We start from the raw sequence: 24,513 nt of genomic DNA, 5'->3' as shown, positions 1-24,513 counted from the left end.
GGTGTCGCCGTGGCGGCGGCTATGGAAACAACGAGATGCCGTTGCGGGGGCTAGTCGTTGAGCGCGGCCAATCGATCGCGGGCGTCAAGAAGCTCATCGTGGTCTTCGGAGACTGCCTTCTCAAACCACTTCTTTGCCTCACCGGTACGACCGGCGTCGATGAGCGCATCCGCGTAGGCGTAGTGCACTCGTGCTGCGGTGAACGCCGGCTCGATGCCCTCCAGTCCGAAGCGTTCGAGCTCCAGTACGGCGGCGTCATACTGCTCCATGTCACGGCGGGCACCAGCAATAACAATGGCCAGCTCAGCCTTGTCCGCATTGCTCATACCGGAGGTGGATTCCTCGCGGGCGATATCGATGGCCTTCTCGGGGCGACCGAGACCGCGTTCGCAGTCCGCCATCACGGCCAGCAGCCCGGGGCCTCCACTCATGCGGCGGGCTGCGCGCAGTTCGGAGAGCGCTTCTTTCCACTCGCCTGCGTGGTACGCGGCGATGCCGACGGTTTCACGCACCACGGCTACTCGTCCACCGCGGTCCTTCGCGGCACGGGCATGGGCAAGTGCCTTGTCAGGGTCCTCGGCCATGAGCGCGGCGGCGGCTACCATGTGAGCGCCCACGCGTTCGGCATTGTCTTTCGATAGGCTGCGGAGATCCTGGCGCACAGAAGGATCCAGGTCCTTCCAGTTCATATCCTCAGGAATGGCGGGCTCGTTCTTGCGCGCCCGATCCTTCTCCGCGCGGAAGTTTGCGCGTGTGCCACCGGATCGATAACCCGGGGTCCGGTTGCGCCCGCCCCGCTGGGCATGCCCACGGGAATCGTTGCGGCCGCCGCGGCGCTCACCGTTGGAGCGGCTCTCATAACGATCGCCCCCGCGACCGCCACCGTTATGACGGCGTTCGCCGCTATCGCGACGGTCCGGCCGGTCTCCGCCGCGATAGCCGCGATTATCGCCATCCCGGTTACCGCGATTGTTGCGGCGATCATCGATGTCGCGGCGGTCATAGCGATTACCGTGGCTCCGCCGATCGCCTCGGTCTTCCCAGCGGCCCCCGGCACGATGTCCTTCGCGGCCTGCGCCGCTGCGGCGATCGCGATCATTGCGCTGGCCTCGGTGGCTGCGGCCCCGATCCGAACCGCGGTTATTGTGCCCGTGGTCGCGGTGGTTGGAGTTGGATGAGTGTTCGCGGCGGCGTCCGTCGTTATCTGCCATGGGAGATTCTGACACCCTTTCTTGGGCTTACAGTGTGGTGCTAGTCAAGCTCTAGAGTAGAGCAGTAATGATTGTGGCATGCAAAAAAGGATGCGATAGGTAAGCAGGATACATTCCTTCTCTTACCTATCACATCCTTTAATGTTGCACTGTTAAGTTTTAGGTCGGCGGTGACTTACTCTCCCACACCCTCCCGGGTGCAGTACCATCAGCGCTGTCGGGCTTAGCTTCCGGGTTCGGAATGGGACCGGGCGTGTCCCCGATGCTATAACCACCGACACATCTATAGGTGTGTTTGGGTGTGTTGTTTCAGATACTGTGTAGTGGACGCATGCGGCTTATAGCGTTTGGTTTTTTGGTTTGTGGTGTGTTTTTTGTTGGTAGGTTAGTACCAGTCACCTCGAACACATTACTGTGCGTCCAGTTCTGGCCTATCAACCCCATAGTCTGTGGGGTACCTCAAAAGAAACCTGGTCTTGAAAGGGGCTTCCCGCTTAGATGCTTTCAGCGGTTATCCTGTCCGTACGTAGCTAACCAGCCGTGCTCCTGGTGGAACAACTGGCACACTAGAGGTACGTCCGTCCCGGTCCTCTCGTACTAAGGACAGCTTTTCTCAAGTTTCAACGCGCGCGGCGGATAGAGACCGAACTGTCTCACGACGTTCTAAACCCAGCTCGCGTGCCGCTTTAATGGGCGAACAGCCCAACCCTTGGGACCTACTCCAGCCCCAGGATGCGACGAGCCGACATCGAGGTGCCAAACCATCCCGTCGATATGGACTCTTGGGGAAGATCAGCCTGTTATCCCCGGGGTACCTTTTATCCGTTGAGCGACACCCAATCCACGATGAGATGCCGGATCACTAGTCCCTACTTTCGTATCTGATCGACATGTCTGTCTCACAGTTAAGCTCCCTTGTGCACTTACACTCAACACCTGATTGCCAACCAGGCTGAGGGAACCTTTGGGCGCCTCCGTTACTTTTTGGGAGGCAACCGCCCCAGTTAAACTACCCACCAGGCACTGTCCCTAACCCAGATCATGGGCCAAGGTTGAGATATCCGAATCGGTCAGAGTGGTATTTCACCGTGCGACTCCACACCAACTAGCGTTAATGCTTCCACGTCTCCCACCTATGCTACACAAACCGACCCGAACACCAATACCAAGTTGTAGTGAAGGTCCCGGGGTCTTTTCGTCCTGCCGCGCGTAACGAGCATCTTTACTCGTAATGCAATTTCACCGGGCCTGTAGTTGAGACAGCAGGGAAGTCGTTACGCCATTCGTGCAGGTCGGAACTTACCCGACAAGGAATTTCGCTACCTTAGGATGGTTATAGTTACCACCGCCGTTTACTGGGGCTTAAATTCTCCGCTTCGACCCCGTAAGGGTCTAACAGGTCCTCTTAACCTTCCAGCACCGGGCAGGCGTCAGTCCGTATACATCAACTTCCACGTTTTCGCACAGACCTATGTTTTTAGTAAACAGTCGCTTCCCTCTAGACTCTGCGACCACCACCCCGCCACACAGTGACAGGGTAGGGTCCCCCTTCTCCCGAAGTTACGGGGGTATTTTGCCGAGTTCCTTAACTACAGTTCACCCGCTCGCCTTAGTATTCTCTACTCGATCACCTGTGTCGGTTTGGGGTACGGGCCGGTTATATACATCGCTAGAAGCTTTTCTCGACAGCGCAGGATCACCACCATCCCCACCAAGTGGGTACGTATCACGCCTCACCCTTAAAAGCGGCCCGGATTTACCTAGGCCACGGGCTGCGCGTTTACACCAACACAACCAACGGTTGGCGTGGCTACCACTCTGTGTCACTCCATCACTTGACTACGACAGATCAGGCCCCACGCATCCTCACACACCACACACCACAAGGCATGTGACATATGATTCAGGGTGGTTAGTATCACTGCATCATCATTGGTCGCATACAACCGGGTACGGGAATATCAACCCGTTTGCCATCGACTACGCCTGTCGGCCTCGCCTTAGGACCCGACTCACCCTGGGAAGACGAGCTTGACCCAGGAACCCTTGATCATCCGGCGGCAAGGATTCTCACCTTGCATTCGCTACTCATGCCTGCATTCTCACTCGCACACACTCCACCACTGCTTCCGCTATGGCTTCACCGTCGTGCACGACGCTCCCCTACCCAACAACACACACGGTGTTGCTGTCGTGGTTTCGGCGGTGTACTTCAGCCCCACTACATTGTCGGCGCAGAACCACTCGACCAGTGAGCTATTACGCACTCTTTCAAGGATGGCTGCTTCTAAGCCAACCTCCTGGCTGTCTTCGCGATCCCACATCCTTTTCCACTTAGTACACTCTTAGGGGCCTTAACCGACGATCTGGGCTGTTTCCCTCTCGACTACGAAGCTTATCCCCCGCAGTCTCACTGCCACGCTATAACATTCACGGTATTCGGAGTTTGGCTGATGTTGCTAAGATGATAGTCCCGCTCAACCAACCAGTAGCTCTACCCCCGCAAAGAAACACGCAACGCTGCACCTAAATGCATTTCGGGGAGAACCAGCTATCACGGAGTTTGATTAGCCTTTCACCCCTACCCACAACTCATCCCCTCAGTTTTCAACCTAAGTGGGTTCGCGCCTCCACAACCTCTTACAGCTGCTTCACACTGGCCATGGGTAGATCACTCCGCTTCGGGTCCAGGACACGCCACTAAACACACTAGTTAGTATTCGCTTTCGCTACGACTACCCCACAACACGGGTTAACCTCGCGACATGCCGCTGACTCGCAGGCTCATTCTTCAAAAGGCACGCCATCACACCACCACGGGTGCTCTGACGGATTGTAGACACACGGTTTCAGGTACTATTTCACTCCCCTCCCGGGGTACTTTTCACCATTCCCTCACGGTACTAAATACACTATCGGTCACGCCAAGTATTCAGGCTTACCGGGTGGTCCCGGCAGATTCACAGCAGATTCCACGAGCCCGCTGCTACTCGGGAACACGCACACAACCATCAGCACATGCGTTCGGCTACCGGACTCTCACCGTCTACGGTAGGTGATCCCACACCACTTCGCCTCACACACACCAACAATCGAGATGACACGGCAGTATCACCAACACACATGCCCCACAACCAGCCACACGCAACCCCTGCCGAGTATCACACGCATGACTTTTAGCCATCATCCGCTTTCGTTCGCCACTACTCACAGAATCACTCTTGTTTTCTTCTCCTACGGGTACTGAGATGTTTCACTTCCCCGCGTACACCCCCTATGCGGCTATACATTCACCACAAGGAAACACACACCACCACAGCAGCATGCGCTAGGTTTCCCCATTCGGACACCCTCGGATCAACGCTCGATTGACAACTCCCCGAGGACTATCGCGGCCTTCCACGTCCTTCATCGGCTTGACGATGCCCAGGCATCCACCGTGCGCCCTAAATAAAAAACAGACACACAAACAATCAAAAAACACTAAGAACAAACACAATAAAATTGCTCGCGTCCACTATACAGTTCTCAAACAACACACACACCACCAACCCCACCACCACAAAGCAGCAGAAGTCAGCCAGTGTGCCCAAACAAACAAGACAACCATGTTGCCTCAGACACCCAACAATGCACCAGCTTCACAAACGTTTCATCAACATGCTCGTCAACCACACATCCACGCAGCACACGCGCCATAAACAATCATGCGTGTTCCATACAGGAAATTTTTTTAAAAAAATACAAGCCGTGTCACAACAACCATGACACTTAAATAAGCTCCTTAGAAAGGAGGTGATCCAGCCGCACCTTCCGGTACGGCTACCTTGTTACGACTTCGTCCCAATCGCCAATCCCACCTTCGACCACTCCCCACCACAAAGGGCTTGGGCCATGGGCTTCGGGTGTTATCAACTTTCATGACGTGACGGGCGGTGTGTACAAGGCCCGGGAACGTATTCACCGCAGCATTGCTGATCTGCGATTACTAGCGACTCCGACTTCATGGGGTCGAGTTGCAGACCCCAATCCGAACTAAGACTGACTTTCAAGCGATCCGCTCACCCTCACAGGCTCGCATCGCGTTGTATCAACCATTGTAGCATGTGTGAAGCCCTGGACATAAGGGGCATGATGATTTGACGTCATCCCCACCTTCCTCCGAGTTAACCCCGGCAGTCTCTCATGAGTCCCCACCATCACGTGCTGGCAACATAAGACAAGGGTTGCGCTCGTTGCGGGACTTAACCCAACATCTCACGACACGAGCTGACGACAACCATGCACCACCTGTGAACAAGCCAAAAAGGAAAACACATCTCTGCGCCGATCCTGTCCATGTCAAGCCCAGGTAAGGTTCTTCGCGTTGCATCGAATTAATCCACATGCTCCGCCGCTTGTGCGGGCCCCCGTCAATTCCTTTGAGTTTTAGCCTTGCGGCCGTACTCCCCAGGCGGGGCGCTTAATGCGTTAGCTACGGCACAGAAACCATGAAAAGTCCCCACACCTAGCGCCCACCGTTTACAGCATGGACTACCAGGGTATCTAATCCTGTTCGCTACCCATGCTTTCGCTCCTCAGCGTCAGTAACTGCCCAGTAACCTGCCTTCGCCATCGGTGTTCCTCCTGATATCTGCGCATTTCACCGCTACACCAGGAATTCCAGTTACCCCTACAGCACTCAAGTAATGCCCGTATCGCCTGCACGCCCGAAGTTAAGCCCCGGGATTTCACAGACGACGCGACAAACCACCTACGAGCTCTTTACGCCCAGTAATTCCGGACAACGCTCGCACCCTACGTATTACCGCGGCTGCTGGCACGTAGTTAGCCGGTGCTTCTTCTATACCTACCGTCACCAAAAGGCTTCGTCGGTACCGAAAGGAGTTTACAACCCGAAGGCCTTCATCCCCCACGCGGCGTCGCTGCATCAGGCTTGCGCCCATTGTGCAATATTCCCCACTGCTGCCTCCCGTAGGAGTCTGGGCCGTGTCTCAGTCCCAATGTGGCCGATCACCCTCTCAGGCCGGCTACCCGTCGACGCCTTGGTAGGCCATTACCCCACCAACAAGCTGATAGGCCGCGAGCTCATCTTGAACCAAAAAAATCTTTCCACCACCGACACTAAACGATGGTCCTATCCGGTATTAGACCCAGTTTCCCAAGCTTATCCCAGAGTCCAAGGCAGATCACCCACGTGTTACTCACCCGTTCGCCACTCGAGTACCCCAGCAAGCTGGGGCCTTTCCGTTCGACTTGCATGTGTTAAGCACGCCGCCAGCGTTCGTCCTGAGCCAGGATCAAACTCTCCACAAAAAACCAAAAACAACCACCACAAAACGCGGCAGCCGAATCAGTAAAAAGCATACAAGCTTACATGAAAAGCCCAATACACTAGCAAAAAAACAAAAAACAAAAAAAGGGGCAGAATCCGACGAGGAAAACCCACCCCCAAAAAATCATCAACACACACTGCACAAAAAATACAGCACACGCATCAAATCACATGCGACCAAACAAACCCCAATCACAAGGGCACCTGATCCACACACAACCAACACGCACACCACACAAACATGCAGCACACATCAACAAAACAAAGCTGGCACACTATCGAGTTCTCAAACAACACACGCACACCATCCACCAACAACCAACAAGCCATCAGTAAACAGCAGCGAAACACGATCCTAAACCACAGCCCCAACCAAAGTCAAGACCCTAATCCATCTCGCGGCCGCCTCAGCGACGAGACATAAACCTACACACACCCACCCCAACCACACAAACCCCCAGCACACACCCCAAAAAACACCACGCTCAATGAAGACTTATGTTGCCGTCGCGCTTATCGGCCCTTCGCGGCGGGCTTTCCTCAACACAAAGACCTCACGGTTAGGCGCCCGAACGCGGTAACTGTGAGGTCTTAGGGGTGCTGAGTCGCTTCGTTAGACCAAGCGAGCTCCGGCGAAGTTCTTTTTGCCCCGCCGCAGCACCAGCCAGCTTCCGTGCAGCAGGTCGCTTTCGCTGGGGATCCACTCGGCGTCGTTAATGCGCTCGTTGTTCACATACACGCCACCTTCCTTGACAGCACGACGTGCTGCACCCTTGGAATCCACCAAGCCAGAGGCCACAAAGAGCTCGACGATGGTGCCCGGCTCGCTGGCCGGTACCTCAGCAATGGAGGTCTCTGCCAGTGCCGAAGCCAGGGTGGACTCATCAAGATCGCTGAGTTCGGCACGGCCGAACAGCGCCTGCGAGGCAAGCTCAACTGCTTCGGTAGCTTCCGCGCCGTGCACCAGGGTGGTCATTTCTCGCGCGAGGCGACGCTGGGCTTCGCGCTTATAGGGACGCTCGGCCACTTCCTCTTCGTAGTCTGCGATCTCTTCCTTGCTGAGGAAGGTAAACCAACGCATGTAGTCGATCACCACAGAGTCGCCGGCGTTGATGAAGTATTGGTACCACGCATAGGGGCTGGTGAGCGTCGCATCGAGCCAGAGTTTGCCGCCACCGGTGGACTTGCCGAACTTCTGACCGTCGGCATCGGTGACGAGTGGCACGGTCAGACCGTGCACCTTCTTCTGGTCGAGGCGGCGGTTGAGGTCCACACCAGAGACGATGTTGCCCCATTGATCGGAGCCGCCGATCTGCAGCGTGCAATCGTAGTTGCGCTGTAGGTGCACGAAGTCATTGGCCTGCAGCAGCATGTAGGAAAACTCGGTGTAGGAAATACCGTCGCCGTCGAGGCGGCGTTTGACGGTATCACGATCCAACATGGTGTTGAGCGAGAAGTTTTTGCCCAAATCACGCAGGAAGGCGATGACACTCATCTGGCCGGTCCAATCGGCGTTGTTGAGCATGAGTGCCGTGCCATGGGTGCCGTCGCCGAAGTCCACGAAGCGTTCCAACTGGGACTTGATGGAGTCGACGTTCTCGGCGATGGTGTCCTCGGAGAGCATAGACCGCTCCCCCACCTCGCGCGGATCACCGATCATGCCGGTTGCCCCGCCGGCGATGGCGATAGGACGGTGACCGTACTGCTGGAAGCGCTTGAGCATGATGAGCGGAACAAGGTGGCCTGCATGCAGCGAGGATCCTGTGGGGTCGAAGCCGCAATACAGGGTGATTGGGTTCTCGCAGGCCTCGCGCAGAGCGTCGAGATCGGTGGACTGGTTAATCAGGCCGCGCCAGTGCAGCTCATCAATGATGTTGTCAGACATGAAGTCCTCAAGGATTAGAAAAGGTGGATTAGTTCTCGGGGTAGTCGCGCGCTTCGTCGGCGAGCAGAACGGGGATACCGTCGTCGATACGATAGGCGATGTTCAGCCGGGGGTTGACCAGCACATCCTTTTCGGCGTCATAACTCAACGGCCCCTTGTCTTGGGGGCATGCGAGTACCTCGAGCAATTCGGGATCAATACTCATGGCACATCATCCTATCTCTCAATAACGGCCGTGGTGGCCCAATCCCGGTACTTAGCCGCGAGCTTATCGACGCGCTCTCGCTGCTCATCCACGCGCACCCCAGCGGTACCACCGCGGGTGGCACGAGAGGCAACAGCGCCATCGATGGTGAGCACCTCGCGCACTTCGGGCTTAAGCCGCTCATCCACGCTGGCCAGCTCCTCATCGCTGAGGTCAACCAGATCCACGCCGCGCGACTCAGCGAGGCGAACGCAGGCTCCAGATGCCTCGTGGGCTTCGCGGAAGGGCACCCCCTCGCGCACCATCCACTCGGCCAAATCGGTGGCGAGGGTAAACCCAGCGGGAGCAAGCTCGCGCATCCGCTCTTCATTGAAGGTCAGCGTGCCAACAAGTCCGGTCATGGCCGGCAGGAGCAGCTGCAGCTGCTGCACCGAATCCACGATAGGCTCTTTGTCTTCTTGCAGGTCGCGGTTGTAGGCCAAGGGCATGGCCTTGAGAGTTGCAAGCAGGCCGGTGAGGTTACCGATGAGTCGGCCGGACTTACCCCGCACAAGCTCGGCCACGTCGGGGTTCTTCTTCTGCGGCATGATCGAACTGCCGGTGGACCAGGCATCGGCCAGGGTGATGTAGTTGAACTCAGGGGTAGACCAGGCGATGATCTCCTCCGCGAAGCGCGACATATCCACGGCGATTTGGGCCAGCACGAACGCGGTCTCGGAGGCGAAGTCCCGCGAGGCGGTGGCATCGAGGGAGTTATCGGCGGCAGAGTCGAAGCCCAGCTCCTCCGCGATGGCCTCGGGATCAAGCGCTAGGGAGGATCCGGCGAGTGCACCGGAACCATAGGGCGACACGGCGAGGCGCTTGTCCAGATCCTGTAGGCGCTCGACGTCACGCAGGAGCGGATGGGCGTGCGCCAGCAGCTGGTGCGCGAGCAGCACCGGCTGGGCTGCCTGGAAGTGAGTCTTGCCGGGCATGATTGCCCGGGGGTGTGCGGCTGCTTGGCGCGAGATGGCGTCGACAAGCTCGAGGATGCCTTGGCTGATCTCACGGATCGCATCGCGCACCCACATACGAAAGAGTGTGGCCACTTGGTCATTGCGGGATCGCCCAGCGCGCAGACGCCCGCCCACCTGGGGGCCGACACGCTCGATAAGCCCGCGTTCCATCGCGCCGTGGACGTCCTCATCACTGGGGTCAGGCGTGAAGCTGCCATCGGCCACGTCCGCTCCGAGCTGGTCGAGGCCGGCGAGCATGGTGTCGAAGTCCTCGTCACTGAGCAGGCCTGCCTTGTGTAGCACCCGAGCGTGGGCTTTGGAGGCGAGCACGTCATAAGGGGCGAGCACCCAGTCGAAGTGGGTGGATACACTCAGCGCAAACATTGACTCGGAGGGTCCGCCGGAAAAGCGCCCGCCCCACAGCGCACCTTCGTTCGTTCCGTGCTTATCCATGTGAGTTCCTTAAAAAGTGTGATGTGCAGATCGATGGTGATTGACAGCCGAGACGCCGACCCGAGGCCACGAGGGCTTCGAATCGGCGCATGGTCGTCGACGGGCTTAGGCCTCGCGGTCGCGCTTGCAGGCGATCTGGGAGGACAAGCCGTGCAGGTGGACGAAGCCCTTGGCCATGGACTGGTCGAAGGTATCGCCGGTGTCGTAGGTGGCCAGGTTGAAATCGTAGAGGGAGCTCTCGGAGCGGCGGCCGTTGACTACAATGCTGCCGGCGTGGAGCACCAGGCGGATATCGCCGCTGACGTTCTGCTGAGTGGAGTCGATGAAGGCGTCGAGGGAACGCTTCAGCGGGGCAAACCAGAGGCCGTCGTAGACCTCCTCGGACCAGCGGGCATCCACGCCACGCTTGTAGCGGGCGAGCTCGCGCTCCATGCACACATCCTCCAGCGCTTCGTGCGCCTTGATGAGGATCATTGCAGCCGGAGCCTCGTAGACCTCGCGGGACTTGATGCCGACCAAACGGTCTTCCACCATGTCTAGACGGCCCACACCCTGCGCGCCGCCGCGGCGGTTGAGCTCCTCGATGGCCTCCAGCACGCTCACCTTACGACCATCGATAGCCACCGGCACACCGTTGGCGAAGGTGATGGTCACCTCGTCCGGGGCGTTACCGAGAGTCGGCTCCTCGGTATAGGCGTAGAGGTCCTTCGTCGGCGGGTTCCACAGATCCTCGAGGAAGCCGGTTTCGACTGCGCGGCCCCAAGCGTTCTGGTCGATCGAGAACGGAGACTTCTTCGACTGCTCGATCGGCAGGTTGATCTCCTCAGCGAAGGCAATAGCCTTATCGCGGGTCCAGGCATAGTCACGGGCTGGGGCGATCACCTTCAGATCAGGGTTGAGATCAGCGAAACCCACCTCGAAACGCACCTGGTCATTGCCCTTACCGGTGCAACCGTGGGCCACATGGGTGCCGCCATGTGCCTCTGCGGCCTGCACCAAGTGCTGCACGATCAGCGGCCGAGAAATTGCAGATACCAGCGGGTACTGCTTCATGTACATGCCGTTGGCCTTGATGGTAGGCAAGCAGTAGTTCTCGGCGAACTCATCTTTGGCGTCGATCACGATGGATTCCACGGCGCCACAGTCAAGAGCGCGCTGCCGCACGGACTCCATGTCCTCGCCGCCCTGGCCGAGATCAATAGACACGGCGATAACTTCCCCACCGGTCATCTTGGCCAGGTAAGGAATGGCTACAGAAGTATCCAGTCCGCCGGAGTAGGCAAGAACAACGCGATCAGTCATGGAAACGATTCTCCTCGATTAAAGATTGTTGTGGGGAGCCGCAGGGATCGGGCTGCCCGTGCTTCTACTGCGCCGATCGTCCATGCCGGCATTCCTACCGGCGCGGACCATGGCCACGGGGGCCGCTGTGCGCAACGACCCCCATACTAGCAAATATGCGATTGCATGCAAATTATGCAGCCTCGCACGCACAGCCCCGCCGCTAGCGGCAGGAGCGCTGACGCTAGGCCACGTCCTCGACGTGCTCCACTGTCGGCGGCTTGGCAAAGAACGGAGTGATCGGGGCACGCCACTTCGCTAGCCGCTCCGAATCACGAAAGGCCTGGTGGGCCTCTACCGAGTCCCACTCGACCATCAGCACAAACCAGGTCGGGGTTTCGATGCCTCGACGCAACACGGCCCCGTGGCAGCCCTCGGAGGAGGTGATCTGAACCACGGCGCCGGTGTAGGCAGCGATGAAGTCTTCTTCTTTACCTTCTTCAATGAAAAACTGTGCAACTTCGCGAATGGTCATACCGACATTCTAGCCACAGCAAACCCCACACACGGGGCGACAGTCTCTAGTCGCGGGAGCGCAAGTAATCCGCCAGCTCTTTGCCCGTCAAGGGCTCGCGAGCCAGGACAAAAATGGTGTCATCGCCCGCGATGCAACCGGCGATCTCCGGCAGCTCCACGCGGTCGATATAGCTAGCCAAATACTGGGCCGCGCCTGCAGGAGTGCGCAGCATCGCGATATTGCCGGAGGAATCAATGCCCACGAGCAACTCGTCGAGCACTCGCCGGAATTTCTCCCTCAGGCCGTCGGTCGTCGAGGCCTCGCCATCTGCCGGCAGATAGTAATAGCTCTGCCCACTCTGGTCTCGGGTTTTGGCGGCACCGACCTCGTCGAGGTCCCGAGACAGGGTCGCTTGGGTGACGGCGAAACCGTCTTGAGCCAGCAACTCGGACAATTGCTGCTGGCTGGAGATCTTCTGCGAGCGCACCAAGTCCAGGATCCGCTGGTGCCGCGCCACTCTGCTGCGGGGGGTCGCCATTAGCTTTCGCCCTCCAGGCTCGCCACCTTGTCTCCCGTCTGGGCAGCCATGAGCCACACCATCAGCGCCTTCTGCGCGTGCAGGCGGTTTTCCGCCTCGTCGAAGACCACCGACTGCGGTCCATCGATCACCTCCGCGGTGACCTCGCTGCCACGGTAAGCCGGTAGGCAGTGCAAGAAGATAGCTGAATCCTTGGCTAGGCTCATGACCTCGGCGTTAACTTGGTAGGGCTGGAAGGGCGTGGTGCGATCAACTCCATCATTTTCCATGCCCATCGATACCCACGTATCGGTGATGACAACATCGGCACCAGCCACGTCTGCGACATCGGCGCTCACCTTCACCGTGGCCCCCGTCTGGGCGCCAATTGCCTGGCCGCGCTCAACAAATCGCTGCTCCGCATGGAAGCCCTCGGGGGCGATGATGGTGATATCCATCCCCGCGGTGGCGCAGCCCAGAATGTAGGAATTCGCCATGTTATTGGCCCCATCACCCAGGTACACCGCCTTGGTGCCGCGCAGCCCCTCCGGCCCCTGCTCGGGGCAGAGATGCTCCACACAGGTGAGAAGATCTGCCAGGATCTGGCACGGGTGAAGATCATCGCTCAGGGCGTTGATGATCGGCACCGTGGCGGTCTCGGCCATCTGCTCGAGATTCGAATGCGCATAGGTGCGCCACGCGATCAAAGACACGAAACGAGACAGCACCGCGCCGGTGTCTTGGAAGGTCTCGCCCTTTCCCATCTGGCTGCTGCTGGTATCCACCACGATGGGGCTGCCCTGCAGCTCTGCAATACCGGCGTGGAAGGAAAAGCGGGTGCGGGTGGATGTCTTATCTAACAGCAGCGCCACGGTTTTAGGCCCAGCGAATGTGCGTTCCGCGAAGCGATCCTTCTTCAGCGCCAGCGCCAGCCGCAGCACTTCCGCCTGCTCGGCGGGGCTGAGATCATCATCGGCGAGGAAATGTCGCACTGTCGTTATCACTGTTCTACCTCTTTACACGTATCGGCGAAGCGCGCGATCGCACTATCAATATCGGACTCGGTAATCACCAGCGGCGGGGTCAAACGCACCACATCATCACCGCAGGCATTGAGGATCAGGCCGTGGCGATAACCCGCCTGTACCACCTTTTTGGCCACCGGTTGAGTGAGCACGAGCCCAAGCATGAGCCCACGGCCGCGCACATGATCGACCAACGCAAGCTTGTCGACGCCATCAGCCAGGCGCTGTCCCTTGTCCCGCACCTCGGCCAAGAAGGCGGGATCAGCCACAATGTCCACCACTGCCCGCCCAGCCGCGCACACAATGGGATTGCCGCCGAAGGTGGTGCCATGCGAACCTGGCCCGAACAACTCCGCCGCGGAGCCGGTGGCCATGCAGGCGCCGAGCGGTAAGCCGCCGCCAAGCCCTTTAGCCATGGTGATGACATCGGGGATAACTCCCGGCTCGTGCTCAAAGGCCCAAAACTCGCCGGTGCGGCCAATACCGGTCTGTACCTCGTCCACAATCATCAGGATGCCGTGGCGATCACACAGCTCACGCACCGCTCGCAGGAAGCCTTCGGGGGCAGGAACCACACCGGTTTCGCCCTGGATCGGCTCGAGCATGATGGCGGCAACATCGCTCGGATTGCGCTCTACCATCTCGGTCAGAGCGGCGACATCACCGTAGGGGTAGTACTCCACCCCGGCGGGCAGCGGTTCAAAAGGCGCGCGCTTATCGGCTTGGCCGGTCAGCGCCAATGAGCCCATGGTGCGGCCGTGAAAGCCATGCACCGCCGTGAGCACTCGGGACCGTTTAGTCAAGCGAGCAAGCTTGAATGCGGCCTCATTGGCTTCCCCACCGGAGTTACAGAAGAAGACCTTTGCACTTTCGCCAGCCTGCTCGTCGAGGCGCGACAACTGGCCCTTCAGCCTTTGCGCCAGCTCCACTGTCGGCGCTGAGGCAAAAAGGTTAGAGACGTGCCCGAGGGTCTGGGTTTGCGTGGAGACGGCGTCGATAAGCGCTGGATGTGCATGGCCGAGCGCGTTGACGGCGATGCCGGCGAGCATATCGATGTAGCTGCGCCCCTCGGCGTCGGTGACGTGGGCACCCTCACCGGAAGATAGCTCCACCGCGGGCGTGCCATAGGTGTTCATGAGCGCGCTGGGCCATGATTCGAGAGCAGTCATGACTCGTTTAGGCGTCCTTCCTAAAAATAGTGGATTCTGGGTAATCCTCAGTGTCATAAGAATCGGGCAGCACCATGGTGCCGATGCCGCCTTCGGTGAGCAGCTCGAGCAGCACGGAATGAGCAATCCGACCATCGACCACATGGGCGGCATTGATGCCCTGCTCCACAGCCCTGAGACATGATTCCATCTTCGGGATCATGCCCTCGTGCAGGTCGGGCAGGATCCTCGACAGCTCTGTGGCGGTGATCTTGGATACCAACGAAGAGGTATCCGGCCAGTCGGTATAGAGCCCCTCGACGTTGGTGAGGATGAGTAAACGCTCGGCGCCAATGGCGCTGGCCAAAGCCCCTGCTGCGGTGTCGGCGTTGATGTTATAAACCTCGCCATCGAGACCTGGGGCGATCGTGGACACTACCGGGATACGGCCGGCATCAATGATATCCATCAATGCTTCAGGGTTGACATCCACGATGTCTCCCACCAAGCCGATGTCGAGATGCTCCCCGCCGACATCCACGTAGCGCTTAGTGGCGGTAAAAAGCCCGGCGTCCTCACCCGAGGTCCCCACCGCATACGGGCCGTGGGAATTGATCAATCCCACCAGGTCGCGACCGACCTGGCCGAAAAGCACCATGCGCACAATGTCCATCACCTCGGAGGTGGTCACGCGGAATCCGCCTTTAAACTCCCCCTCGAGGCCGACTCGAGCCAACATCTTCGAGATCTGCGGCCCGCCGCCGTGCACCACCACCGGCTTCGCACCCACGGTGCGCAAAAACACCATGTCCGCGGCGAAAGCTGCCTTCAGCTCCTCGTCCACCATGGCATTGCCGCCGTATTTGACCACAACGATCTTGTCGCGGAAATGCTGCAGCCACGGCAAAGCTTCGGCCAGCACATTCGCCCGGACCTCGTTATCCAGATTCCTGGTTAGGTTGTTTGTCATCTCATCTTCTCTCGCATCGGCGCCAGCGAATGATCTCGCCGCCGCGCCGCCTCGAATTCGCACCCGCGCGCACGCTGCTGCTGGGCTAGGCGCTAGCTGGAATAGGCGCTATTGATCTCCACATAGGCGTGGGAGAGGTCTGTCGTGCGGACCATGGCGTAACCATCACCGCCGGTGCCCAGATCCACCCGCACCGAGATATCCGCACCCGATAGGTCCACCTCGCGGGCATCGGGGGTTCCGCCAGTATCAATACACACCGGATGATCGTTGAAGTAGACCGCAATGTGCTCCGGATCCATGGCGGCGTCAGCCATGCCCACCGCGGCCAGCACTCGGCCCCAGTTGGGGTCTGAACCGAACATCGCGCACTTGAACAAGTTGTCACGGCCCAAGGTGCGGGCAGCGTTGAGCGCCTCCTCATCCGAGTCGGTACCGGTGACTTCGATCTTCACTCGCTTCGTCACGCCCTCGGCGTCGGCCTGCATCGCATCTGCCAAATCGGCACACACCTTGAGCACCGCTGCATCGAGCTCCTCCTGGCTGGGTTGAATTCCCGACGCCCCAGAGGCCAGCAGCAATACAGTGTCATTGGTGGAGGTCGAGCCATCAATATCGAGGGTGTCGAAGGTAACTGCGGTGGCCTTATGAATCGCCTCGTCCGCCATGCTGTCGGTGATCTTCGCGTCAGTGGTCAGACACACCAGCATGGTCGCCAGAGAAGGAGCGATCATGCCCACTCCCTTGCCCATGCCTGCAAGGCTCCAGCCTTCGCCGCTAAAAAAGCTCTGCTTATCCGTGGTGTCCGTGGTGAGAATCGCCTGGGCCGCGGCTGCGCCGTGATCGCCCAGATCCCCCACCAATGCGGTCACACCAGCACGGGCCTTGTCCATAGGTAGCGGCTCACCAATTAAACCAGTGGAGCAGGCAGCCACATCCGTGGGACTGCACTGAAGAGCCTCGGCTACCTGCGCGGTGAGCTCGGCGGCGTCCTGATCGCCTCGTGCGCCATTGCAGGCATTGGCATTACCGGAGTTGTAAAGCACCGCCTTGAGTTGGCCATCGGCCACCGCTGTGCGGGAAAGCTTCACCGGCGATGCCACAATTCGATTGCGGGTAAAGGCACCAGCGGCCACAAACTCGGGCCCCTGATTGACCACTAGCGCCATATCCGACTTGCCTGAAGGCTTGATACCTGCGGTGGTAGCCGCTGCAACGAAGCCAGCGGGGGTGGTGATGCTGTGAGTGCTCATGCGCGAAATCCTTGACGTAGAAAACTATGAGGAAAAGGTGAATGACGTAAGTCCGGAGAGACGAAAGCCTCGCCGCAAGCTATCTGTTTAGGGCGCAACACCTACCAAGGGTAGCCCCAGCGTTTCTTCCCACCCGAGGGCTAGATTCATGCACTGCACCGCCGCCCCTGCGGTTCCCTTGGTGAGGTTGTCGATCGCGGAGCTAAGAAGCAGACGCCCCGATAGCTCATCGAGCTCGACCTGCACGTGGCAGCTATTAGCGCCCACCACGTTTTGCGTCTGCGGCTGCACACCGGCGGGGAGTAGCTGCACGAAGGGCTCGCTGGCGTAGAACTCCTCGTAGGCCGCCCGAGCATCCTCGGCGCTCACCCCCGCATTCACCCGTGCAGTAGCGGTGGTGAGAATGCCGCGCGGCAAGGGCGCCAGCACTGGGGTGAAGCTGAGGGTGATCTCACCGTCGCTGAGCTCGGAGAGGTTCTGGATGATCTCCGGGGTGTGTCGGTGCTTGCCGGCGGTGTTATAGGCCTTGAGCGAGCCCATGGTTTCCGAGCCGAGCAACGGCACCGAGGCCTTCTTCCCTGCCCCAGAGACACCCGTGATGGAGGTGATCGCGATATCCTTCTCAATCAATCCGGCCGCAACCGCCGGCATGAGCGCCAGGGTGGCGCCTGTGGGGAAACAACCAGGCACTGCGATGCGCCGAGCACCTCGTAGCTGTTCCCTATGTCCGGGCATTTCTGGGATGCCATAGGGCCAACTGCCTGCATGCTCTGATGCGTAGTAGCGGCGCCACGCCTCTGGGTCGCGGAGACGAAAATCTGCGGCGCAGTCGATCACGATGGACTCCTGCCCCACCTGGCGGGCGATCTCGGCCGAGAAGCCATGCGGCAGCCCCAAAAAGACCACATCGTGGCCGGCGAGATTCTCTGCGGTGGTCTCCTCGATGACCCTATCGTTCAAGGGCACCACATGCGGCATCAGTTCTGCCACGCTCTGCCCCGCAGAGGAGTTAGCCGTAAGCGCGCCAATACGCAGCTCTCCGCGGAGGTAGGCGGGGTGAGCGAGCAACAGGCGCAGGATCTCAGAACCTGCATAGCCGGTTGCTCCAGCGACGGCAACAGTAATAGTCATAGAAGGCAAGTATAGCTTTTATGCACTCTTTTGCAAACTATGCATAACTGGGTGTAGGTGCCTCCCAGCCCATACATCCCGGACGATGATCCGTGGTTGCGGCTACGCCCAGACTGCTGCGTAGTACTCCCCAACAACTGCCAGCTCATAAGCCCTTCATACGCCAACAGCGGAGGATCCTTTCCGTCGAAGGGATCCTCCGCTGCGCACGCTTCACACTGAGACGCTGAGGCGTTGGGGCGTGGCACTCGGGCACCGACTGCGTTCTCTCAGCCAGCACCGCCGTGCATCAGCCAGCACTACCTCAGGGCTGCAACGCTGGTAGCTGCCTCGTCGCGCCGGCTAGGCGCGGATAGCGGCGTCGAGCTTTTCTTTAGCTAGATCCACCGCTGCCATGCGTGCGGCGTTACACTCTTCGTCCGTAAGAGTGCGATCCGAGGCCCGGAAGCGCAGGGCGAAAGCGAGCGACTTCTTGCCCTCACCGAGGGCATCGGAGCGGTAGATATCGAAGAGCTCGACATGCTCGAGCAGCTCCCCTGCCCCTTGGGCCACCACTGTGCGTACGGTCTCGGCCGGGATGTCCTCATCCACCACCAGTGCCACGTCCTGCAGCAACGCCGGATAGGCGGAGAGTACCGGTGCCGGGAAGTTCTCCTCCAGAGGCAGGGAGGTCACGTCCAGCTCCATGGCGCAGGTGCGCGGCGGCAGGCCGGTGTCCTTACATACCTGCGGATGCATCTCACCAGCATAACCGACCACCGTGTTGTGTACTCGCAGTTCGGCACAACGGCCGGGGTGCCATGGCAGCTGCTCGGCATTGGCCAGCTCCAGCTCTACCCCAGCGGCGGCGGCTACGATCCGTGCGGACTCGATCGCGTCGGCGTAGGTGTAGGCGCGCCCCTCACCCCACGGCCCCTCGAACACCTTGTGCCCGCAGGCCACCGTAGCCACATGCAGGGGCTGATACGGCAGGGAGCTACGCAGTTCCTCGATCTCTTCCTCACCGGGGCGCTCGGCGGTCGAGGGCATCGGCGAGTGATCGGCCCGCTTGAAGGCCACCTGCTCCTGGCCAAACAACGCCACGCTGGCATGACCACGGGCCACGTTGCGCTTGACTGCGTCGAGCATTGCCGGCAGCAAGGTGGTTCCCAGCACGGAGTGATCGGACTCGAGGGGGTTTTGCACTGTCACCACGGCACGACGATCGTCCTCGGCATCCAAACCCCACTGGTCCAAAATGGAGGTTTCCATGAACGGCGTCGGCAGGATCTCCGCGTAACCGGAGTAGGCCAAGGCGTGGCCGATGGCACGGCGGCGTCGCTGCGCTGGGGTGAGGCCAGTGCCCGCCGGGGCGGTGGGCACGATGGACGGGATCGATTCCAAGCCTTCAAGGCGCAGAATCTCCTCCACGAGGTCCACATCCATGGTGATATCCGGGCGCCAGCTCGGCGGAGTCACGGCCAAGGTGGTGTTTTGTCGAGCTACCACGCAGCCGACTTCCTCGAGGCGGGCCACCACAACGGACTCCTCGTAGTTCACCCCTGCGTAGCGGGAGGGGAAGTCCACATCCATCATCACGGTCACCGGCTCCTGCTCGGCAACCTCCACGAGGGTCCGCTCGGCAGCCACGTCGCCGCCACCGAGGCGAGCCAACAAGCTTGCAGCCATGTCTAGGGCTGCTTCCACCAAGTTCGGGTCCACGCCACGCTCGAAACGTCGAGAAGCCTCGGAGCTCAACTTGTGGCGGCGAGAGGTGCGCGCCACGGTGATCTGATCCCAGATGGCGGCCTCGAGGTAGATATCCGTTGAGTTTTCATTGACCTCCGAGGAGCTTCCGCCCATCACGCCGGCCAGCGACTGCACGCCGTTATCGTCGCAAATCACCACGTCCTCCGAGTGCAGGGTGCGCTCCACGTGGTCGAGCGTGATCAGGCTCTCACCCTCGGTGGCACGACGCACCACGAGGTCACCTTGAATCAGCGAGGCATCGAAGGCGTGCATCGGGGTTCCTAGCAGCAGCATCACATAATTGGTCACGTCGGTGGCCAAGTTCACCGGGCGTTGACCGCACAGCATCAACTCGCGCTGCATCCAGAAGGGGGTGGGCACGCTCGGATCAATTCCGCGCACTGCGCGCAGACCGAAGCGACGCGCCTTGGTCTCGGGCTGAACGTCCACGTTGATTACGCTGCCGTTAACCTCGGGAACCTCGATATCGATACCCGCAACTGCAGGATCAGCAGCCGGGTCAACAAAAGGCATGTTCAGGCTAGAAGCAATCTCTCGTGACAGACCACGGGCAGAGAGCGCATAGCCGCGATCTGGGGTGATATTGACCTCGAAGACAGTATCGTCCAAGCCAAGGACCGGGCGGGCGTCCTCGCCCGGCTCCGCCACCCCTGCGGGCAGAGTGATAATGCCGGGGTTTTGCTTTTCCGTCAGCCCCAGTTCCATGGCTGAACAGATCATGCCCGCCGAGACGTGGTCGTAGGTTTTACGGGCAGCGATCTCGAAGCCACCGGGCAGCACGGTGCCTGGCAGGGAAACCACCACGTAGGAGCCCTCGGAGAAGTTGCGTGCCCCGCACACGATCTCCTGCAGCTGACCGGTGCCATTGGCCTCGCCCACGTTGACATGACAGAAACGGATGGGCTTTTTGAAGCCGGTAAGTTCCTCGATGCTTTCCACACGACCAATCACCAGCGGACCAGTGATCTCCGGCAACGGCGCATAGCCTTCGGTTTCGAAGCCGACGCGCACGAAGGCTGCATCAAGCTGTTCGGATTCGATGCTGAAATCGGGCTGCTCGGCATAGGCGCGAAGGAGTCGGGTGATCCAGTTCTGAGAAATGAACATTATGTCTTAGCTCTTTTTCCTTGTTATAGCTCTGCTGCGTGTTCTCACAACGGCATGGGACTGTCTTAGCCCGCCATCGTGAGTCTGCTATGCCTGCACTCCGAAAGGCAGGGTGAAGCGCACATCGCCTTCGACCATGTCGCGCATATCGGACAACCCATTCCGGAACTGCAAAGTGCGCTCCAGGCCCATACCAAAGGCAAAACCGGTGTATTCCTTCGGATCAATACCGGCGGCGATGAGCACATTCGGGTTCACCATGCCGCAGCCGCCCCACTCGATCCAGCCGGCGCCGCCCTTCTTATTCGGGAACCACACATCCACCTCGGCCGAAGGTTCGGTGAAAGGGAAATAGTTGGTGCGCATGCGGGTGCGCGTGTCGGGTCCAAAGAGCGTTTTAGCAAGATGGTCAAGGGTGCCGCGCAGATGCGCCATGGTCAGCCCCTTATCCACGGCCAGCCCTTCCACCTGGTGGAAGACTGGGGTGTGGGTGGCATCGAGTTCATCGGTACGGAACACGCGCCCCGGGCAGGCGATATACAGCGGCAGATCCCGCGACAGCAGGGTACGCACCTGGACCGGCGAGGTGTGTGTGCGCAGCACCTGACGGGATCCTTCCGGGGCAATATGGAAGGTGTCCTGCAAGGTGCGCGCAGGGTGATCGGGAAGGAAATTCAGCGCATCGAAGTTGAAGTACTCGGCCTCCACCTCTGGGCCCTCGGCAATTTCCCAGCCCATGCCGATGAAAATATCGGCAATATTTTCACTCAAGGTGGTAATCGGATGCAGGGCACCCTTCTGGCTACGGGTGGTGGGCACTGTGACATCGACCCGCTCGGACTCGAGCACCTCGCGGTTGTGCTTGTCTTCCAACACCTGGTGAATCTGCGCGTAATGCTTTTCGACGCGACCTCGCGCCATATTCACCAACCGCCCCAGCTCTTTACGCTGCTCCTTAGGCACCTGGCCAAGGCTGCGGCGGGCCTGCGGGATGGGGGCTTGATCACCCAGGTGCGCCTTACGGGCCGCCTGCAGCTCCTGAAGAGAGGAGGCGGTATCAAAAGCATCGATGGCCTCGGTGGCGGCCTTGTTTAAGCTCTCTTCGGTCAGTTGAATCTCAGACACCGTCTCTTCGTCCGAACCTTTCTGCACGGCAGTACACATTCTGTGGTGATTGTCAGTGGGTAGCATTCTACTGCTCTTGGCCCTGCCTGCATATCACGGGGTGGCCCAGCATCCACTGCGTGCCCCACCCGCCGAGTGGGCACGGCCGTACCTGCTCGCCATAGCCCTTTCCACGACCGCCAAGACTAGGGCCCGGGAATGCGCCACACTAGGTGTTGAGCGCCTTGGAGGATTCGTACATACAGATCGCCGCCGCGGTGGCAAGATTGAGCGATTCTGCTCGTCCCCGCAGTGGAATTCGGATGCGCACATCTGCTTGGTCGATGAGTTTCTCGCTTAGTCCATGTGCCTCGTTACCGAAGAGCCACGCAGTGGGCTTGGCGAGCACATCGTGGGCATCGTCGAGGCTGGTCTCCCCTTCTGCGGTGGTTGCCACAATCTGCAGGCCCTTGTCTCGCACGGCCTCAATAACCTTCGGGATATTCGGCTCGCGGGTAACCGGAACGTTAAACAACGAGCCCGCCGAGGAGCGCACCACCTTCGGGTTCAGGGGATCAACGGTATCGCCGGCAAAGAGCACATGGTCCGCACCTGTGGCGTCGGCAACACGAATCAGAGTGCCGGCGTTTCCCGGCTCGGCGGTGTCCACGGGGATACTCACCAGAGCCGGAGTCGGCGCCTGACTAAAGGCTTCGATACGGCTCACGATCGGGGTGCAGACAGCAATGATCCCCGTGCCCGAGACGGTGTCCGCCAGTTTTTTGGCGGCCCGGTCAGTCACGGGGTGGATGAACACACCGGCAGAGGCGGCAGTGTTGATGAGTCCGGCATGGCGACCATTGGCCGATTCTGTCACGAATATGTCGGTGGCCACGCCGCGGCGCACGGCAGCCTCCACCGCGTTTTCCCCCTCCGCGAGAAAGCGTTCGGCCTTCTTACGTCCGGCCGGGCGGAGCAGTTTGGCTGCGGCAACCACGCGGGGGGTGCGTTCAGTAAAAGCATCGGTGAAGTCTAGGTGCATGTGCTCAAGGCTAGCAGCACCGCCGAAAGCGCTCGATGGTGTTAGTTCAGCGGCACACCATTGGCATCGCGGTCGTATCCGCCGGCGCCAACGAGAATCATGATGAACTCAACGAACGCCCACACCCCTACGGCGATGAGAACAAAGGCGCCGACAAGGAGAATCAGACCTACGTAGCCGAACAGGGTGCAGCAGAGCTGAGCAGCCCCACGACCGTTACGGCCGAGATAGAAGTTGTGCACACCAAAGGTACCGAGGAAGAAAGCCAGAACCGCAGCAAGCACCTTGGATTTCTGCTGCACGGGCGCCATGTTCTGCTGGTAGTTACCCGCCATCCCGTACTGCTGGGCAGGAACATTCTGGCCGTAATTGGGGCCATAGTTCTGCGAGGCCTGCGCTTGGTGCGGGAAGTCGTAAGTCTCCTGCTGTTTGGACACGGGCAATCCGTTTTTGTCGTATTCGTATTCGGCCATAGAATGATGCCTTTCTTTCTGTGTTGTTCTGCGGTGACACTGACGAGCGTGTGGCTACGTGGCAGATGTTCTTACACACTCTGCCGCAGAGGATAGACGTGTATGCTCCTGCGCGTTCGTTAGTCTCTCCCACCGTCGCGGTTGCCGTGTCGGCTCTCTACCGGCTGCGGGCCTAGAGGCAACGTGGATCAGGGCAAGTAACTACCGCACCTCTTAGGTTTGCCCCGTAGCGAGTGCACGACGAGACGGGGTGGTGAACCAACGTGCGTACCACTTTAAAGGTGAGCCCAGACACTCGCCGTCATAAGGGTGGTTATATGTTCGACCCGCCTGGGCGATCTCGCTGGCCGTGAAGGGCTCAGAGCGCACAAATCCGCCCGCCCCCAGGTGCAGGGGCGGGCGGTGAAACTGCAGCGATGAGCTACCCACAAGGCGCTATCAGCTGCAGCGAGAAGCTTAAGCTTAGGCGGCGTTCTTCGGGGCGTTAACGTCCTCCGGAAGGGCGGCCTTGGCGGCGTCGCAGATAGCGGAGAACGCAGCGAAGTCGTTCACGGCGAGCTCGGCCAGGATCTTGCGGTCCACCTCGATGCCGGCCAGGCGCAGGCCCTGGATCAGGCGGTTGTAGGTGATGTCATTGAGGCGAGCGGCCGCGTTGATACGGGTGATCCACAAACGACGGAACTCACGCTTCTTGGTGCGACGGTCGCGGTACGCGTACGTCATGGAGTGCAGCCACTGTTCCTTGGCCTTGCGGTAGAGGCGGGAACGCTGGCCGCGGTAGCCCTTAGCGGAATTCAGAATCTTGCGACGCTTCTTCTTAGCGTTTACTGAGCGCTTGACACGTGCCACAGTGATACTTCCTTAACTGATCAATAAAAAGTGTTGGTGAATGAAGGGGTGCGGGTGGGTGAGGCTACTAAGCCTTGCCCAGCATGCGCTTGACGCGCTTGACGTCCGACTTGGCAACGTCGGTGGTGCCCTTCAGACGGCGGGTACGAGTGGAAGGCTTACCCTCCAACAGGTGGCGACGGCCGGCCTGCTCGCGACGGAGCTTGCCCTTGCCGGTGATCTTCACGCGCTTAGCCATACCCTTGTGGGTCTTCTGCTTCATA

The 24,513-nt window shown here is 59.6% G+C and carries 18 protein-coding genes and 3 rRNA genes; all 21 read right to left on the bottom strand.

The genetic code is table 11. The annotated features are described in order from the left end of the window. Window positions 1–50: 50 nt before the first annotated feature. Window positions 51–1,211 (bottom strand): tetratricopeptide repeat protein, encoded by a 1,161-nt coding sequence (locus CCICO_RS05330; protein WP_018019626.1) that lies wholly within the window; start codon window positions 1,209–1,211, stop codon window positions 51–53. Between the two features lie 162 nt (window positions 1,212–1,373). Then, window positions 1,374–1,490 (bottom strand): 5S ribosomal RNA (rrf, locus tag CCICO_RS05325). 86 nt (window positions 1,491–1,576) lie between these two features. Next, window positions 1,577–4,672 (bottom strand): 23S ribosomal RNA (locus CCICO_RS05320). A gap of 327 nt (window positions 4,673–4,999) precedes the next feature. Next, a 16S ribosomal RNA gene (locus CCICO_RS05315) occupies window positions 5,000–6,527 on the bottom strand. Together the 16S, 23S and 5S rRNA genes form the textbook arrangement of a ribosomal RNA operon. Window positions 6,528–7,159: 632 nt before the next feature. Continuing rightward, window positions 7,160–8,431: a tyrosine--tRNA ligase gene (gene tyrS / locus CCICO_RS05310; protein WP_018019873.1), complete on the bottom strand. Its 1,272-nt coding sequence runs from the start codon at window positions 8,429–8,431 to the stop codon at window positions 7,160–7,162. Between the two features lie 28 nt (window positions 8,432–8,459). Beyond that, a complete protein-coding gene (locus CCICO_RS05305; RefSeq protein ID WP_018019874.1) occupies window positions 8,460–8,636 on the bottom strand; it encodes a Trm112 family protein in 177 nt (58 codons plus the stop codon). 11 nt (window positions 8,637–8,647) lie between these two features. Beyond that, the gene (argH, locus tag CCICO_RS05300) at window positions 8,648–10,084 is read right to left on the bottom strand and encodes an argininosuccinate lyase (RefSeq protein ID WP_018019875.1); all 1,437 of its coding nucleotides are present in this window, start codon (window positions 10,082–10,084) and stop codon (window positions 8,648–8,650) included. Window positions 10,085–10,189: 105 nt separating this feature from the next. Then, on the bottom strand, window positions 10,190–11,386 hold the full coding sequence (locus CCICO_RS05295; protein WP_018019876.1) for an argininosuccinate synthase: 1,197 nt from the start codon (window positions 11,384–11,386) through the stop codon (window positions 10,190–10,192). 223 nt (window positions 11,387–11,609) lie between these two features. Beyond that, entirely contained in the window at window positions 11,610–11,900 is a 291-nt protein-coding gene (locus CCICO_RS05290; RefSeq protein ID WP_018019877.1) for an antibiotic biosynthesis monooxygenase family protein, read from the bottom strand. A 46-nt stretch (window positions 11,901–11,946) separates the two neighbouring features. Then, window positions 11,947–12,420: an arginine repressor gene (locus tag CCICO_RS05285; RefSeq protein ID WP_018019878.1), complete on the bottom strand. Its 474-nt coding sequence runs from the start codon at window positions 12,418–12,420 to the stop codon at window positions 11,947–11,949. After that, window positions 12,420–13,403: an ornithine carbamoyltransferase gene (gene argF / locus CCICO_RS05280; protein ID WP_040357767.1), complete on the bottom strand. Its 984-nt coding sequence runs from the start codon at window positions 13,401–13,403 to the stop codon at window positions 12,420–12,422. The genes CCICO_RS05285 and argF overlap by 1 nt, the downstream gene beginning before the upstream one ends. Then, window positions 13,400–14,593, bottom strand: coding sequence for an acetylornithine transaminase (locus tag CCICO_RS05275; RefSeq protein ID WP_018019880.1), 1,194 nt, complete (start codon window positions 14,591–14,593; stop codon window positions 13,400–13,402). The genes argF and CCICO_RS05275 overlap by 4 nt, the downstream gene beginning before the upstream one ends. 7 nt (window positions 14,594–14,600) lie before the next feature. Further along, window positions 14,601–15,542: an acetylglutamate kinase gene (argB, locus tag CCICO_RS05270; RefSeq protein ID WP_018019881.1), complete on the bottom strand. Its 942-nt coding sequence runs from the start codon at window positions 15,540–15,542 to the stop codon at window positions 14,601–14,603. 92 nt (window positions 15,543–15,634) lie between these two features. Further along, entirely contained in the window at window positions 15,635–16,795 is a 1,161-nt protein-coding gene (argJ, locus tag CCICO_RS05265; protein ID WP_018019882.1) for a bifunctional glutamate N-acetyltransferase/amino-acid acetyltransferase ArgJ, read from the bottom strand. 87 nt (window positions 16,796–16,882) lie between these two features. Beyond that, on the bottom strand, window positions 16,883–17,926 hold the full coding sequence (gene argC / locus CCICO_RS05260) for an N-acetyl-gamma-glutamyl-phosphate reductase (RefSeq protein WP_018019883.1): 1,044 nt from the start codon (window positions 17,924–17,926) through the stop codon (window positions 16,883–16,885). Window positions 17,927–18,268: 342 nt separating this feature from the next. Next, a complete protein-coding gene (pheT, locus tag CCICO_RS05255) occupies window positions 18,269–20,782 on the bottom strand; it encodes a phenylalanine--tRNA ligase subunit beta (protein ID WP_018019884.1) in 2,514 nt (837 codons plus the stop codon). Between the two features lie 87 nt (window positions 20,783–20,869). Continuing rightward, window positions 20,870–21,946, bottom strand: a complete 1,077-nt coding sequence (gene pheS / locus CCICO_RS05250; protein ID WP_018019885.1) for a phenylalanine--tRNA ligase subunit alpha — start codon at window positions 21,944–21,946, stop codon at window positions 20,870–20,872. Window positions 21,947–22,115: 169 nt separating this feature from the next. Beyond that, entirely contained in the window at window positions 22,116–22,928 is an 813-nt protein-coding gene (locus CCICO_RS05245; RefSeq protein ID WP_018019886.1) for a TrmH family RNA methyltransferase, read from the bottom strand. 41 nt (window positions 22,929–22,969) lie between these two features. Further along, on the bottom strand, window positions 22,970–23,401 hold the full coding sequence (locus CCICO_RS05240; RefSeq protein ID WP_018019887.1) for a TM2 domain-containing protein: 432 nt from the start codon (window positions 23,399–23,401) through the stop codon (window positions 22,970–22,972). Window positions 23,402–23,863: 462 nt separating this feature from the next. Then, complete coding sequence (gene rplT, locus CCICO_RS05235; protein ID WP_018019888.1) at window positions 23,864–24,250, bottom strand: 50S ribosomal protein L20; 387 nt, start codon at window positions 24,248–24,250, stop codon at window positions 23,864–23,866. A gap of 67 nt (window positions 24,251–24,317) precedes the next feature. Then, window positions 24,318–24,512 carry a 50S ribosomal protein L35 gene (gene rpmI / locus CCICO_RS05230; RefSeq protein WP_018019889.1) on the bottom strand — a complete coding sequence of 65 codons (195 nt, stop codon included), beginning with the start codon at window positions 24,510–24,512 and terminating at the stop codon, window positions 24,318–24,320. Between the last annotated feature and the right edge of the window lies 1 nt (window position 24,513).

It is taken from the genome of Corynebacterium ciconiae DSM 44920 (assembly GCF_030440575.1).
In the GTDB taxonomy this organism is placed as follows: Bacteria; Actinomycetota; Actinomycetes; order Mycobacteriales; family Mycobacteriaceae; genus Corynebacterium; species Corynebacterium ciconiae.
The sequence above is the reverse complement of the archived record's forward strand: the minus strand, read 5'-3'. Positions and strand labels throughout refer to the sequence as shown.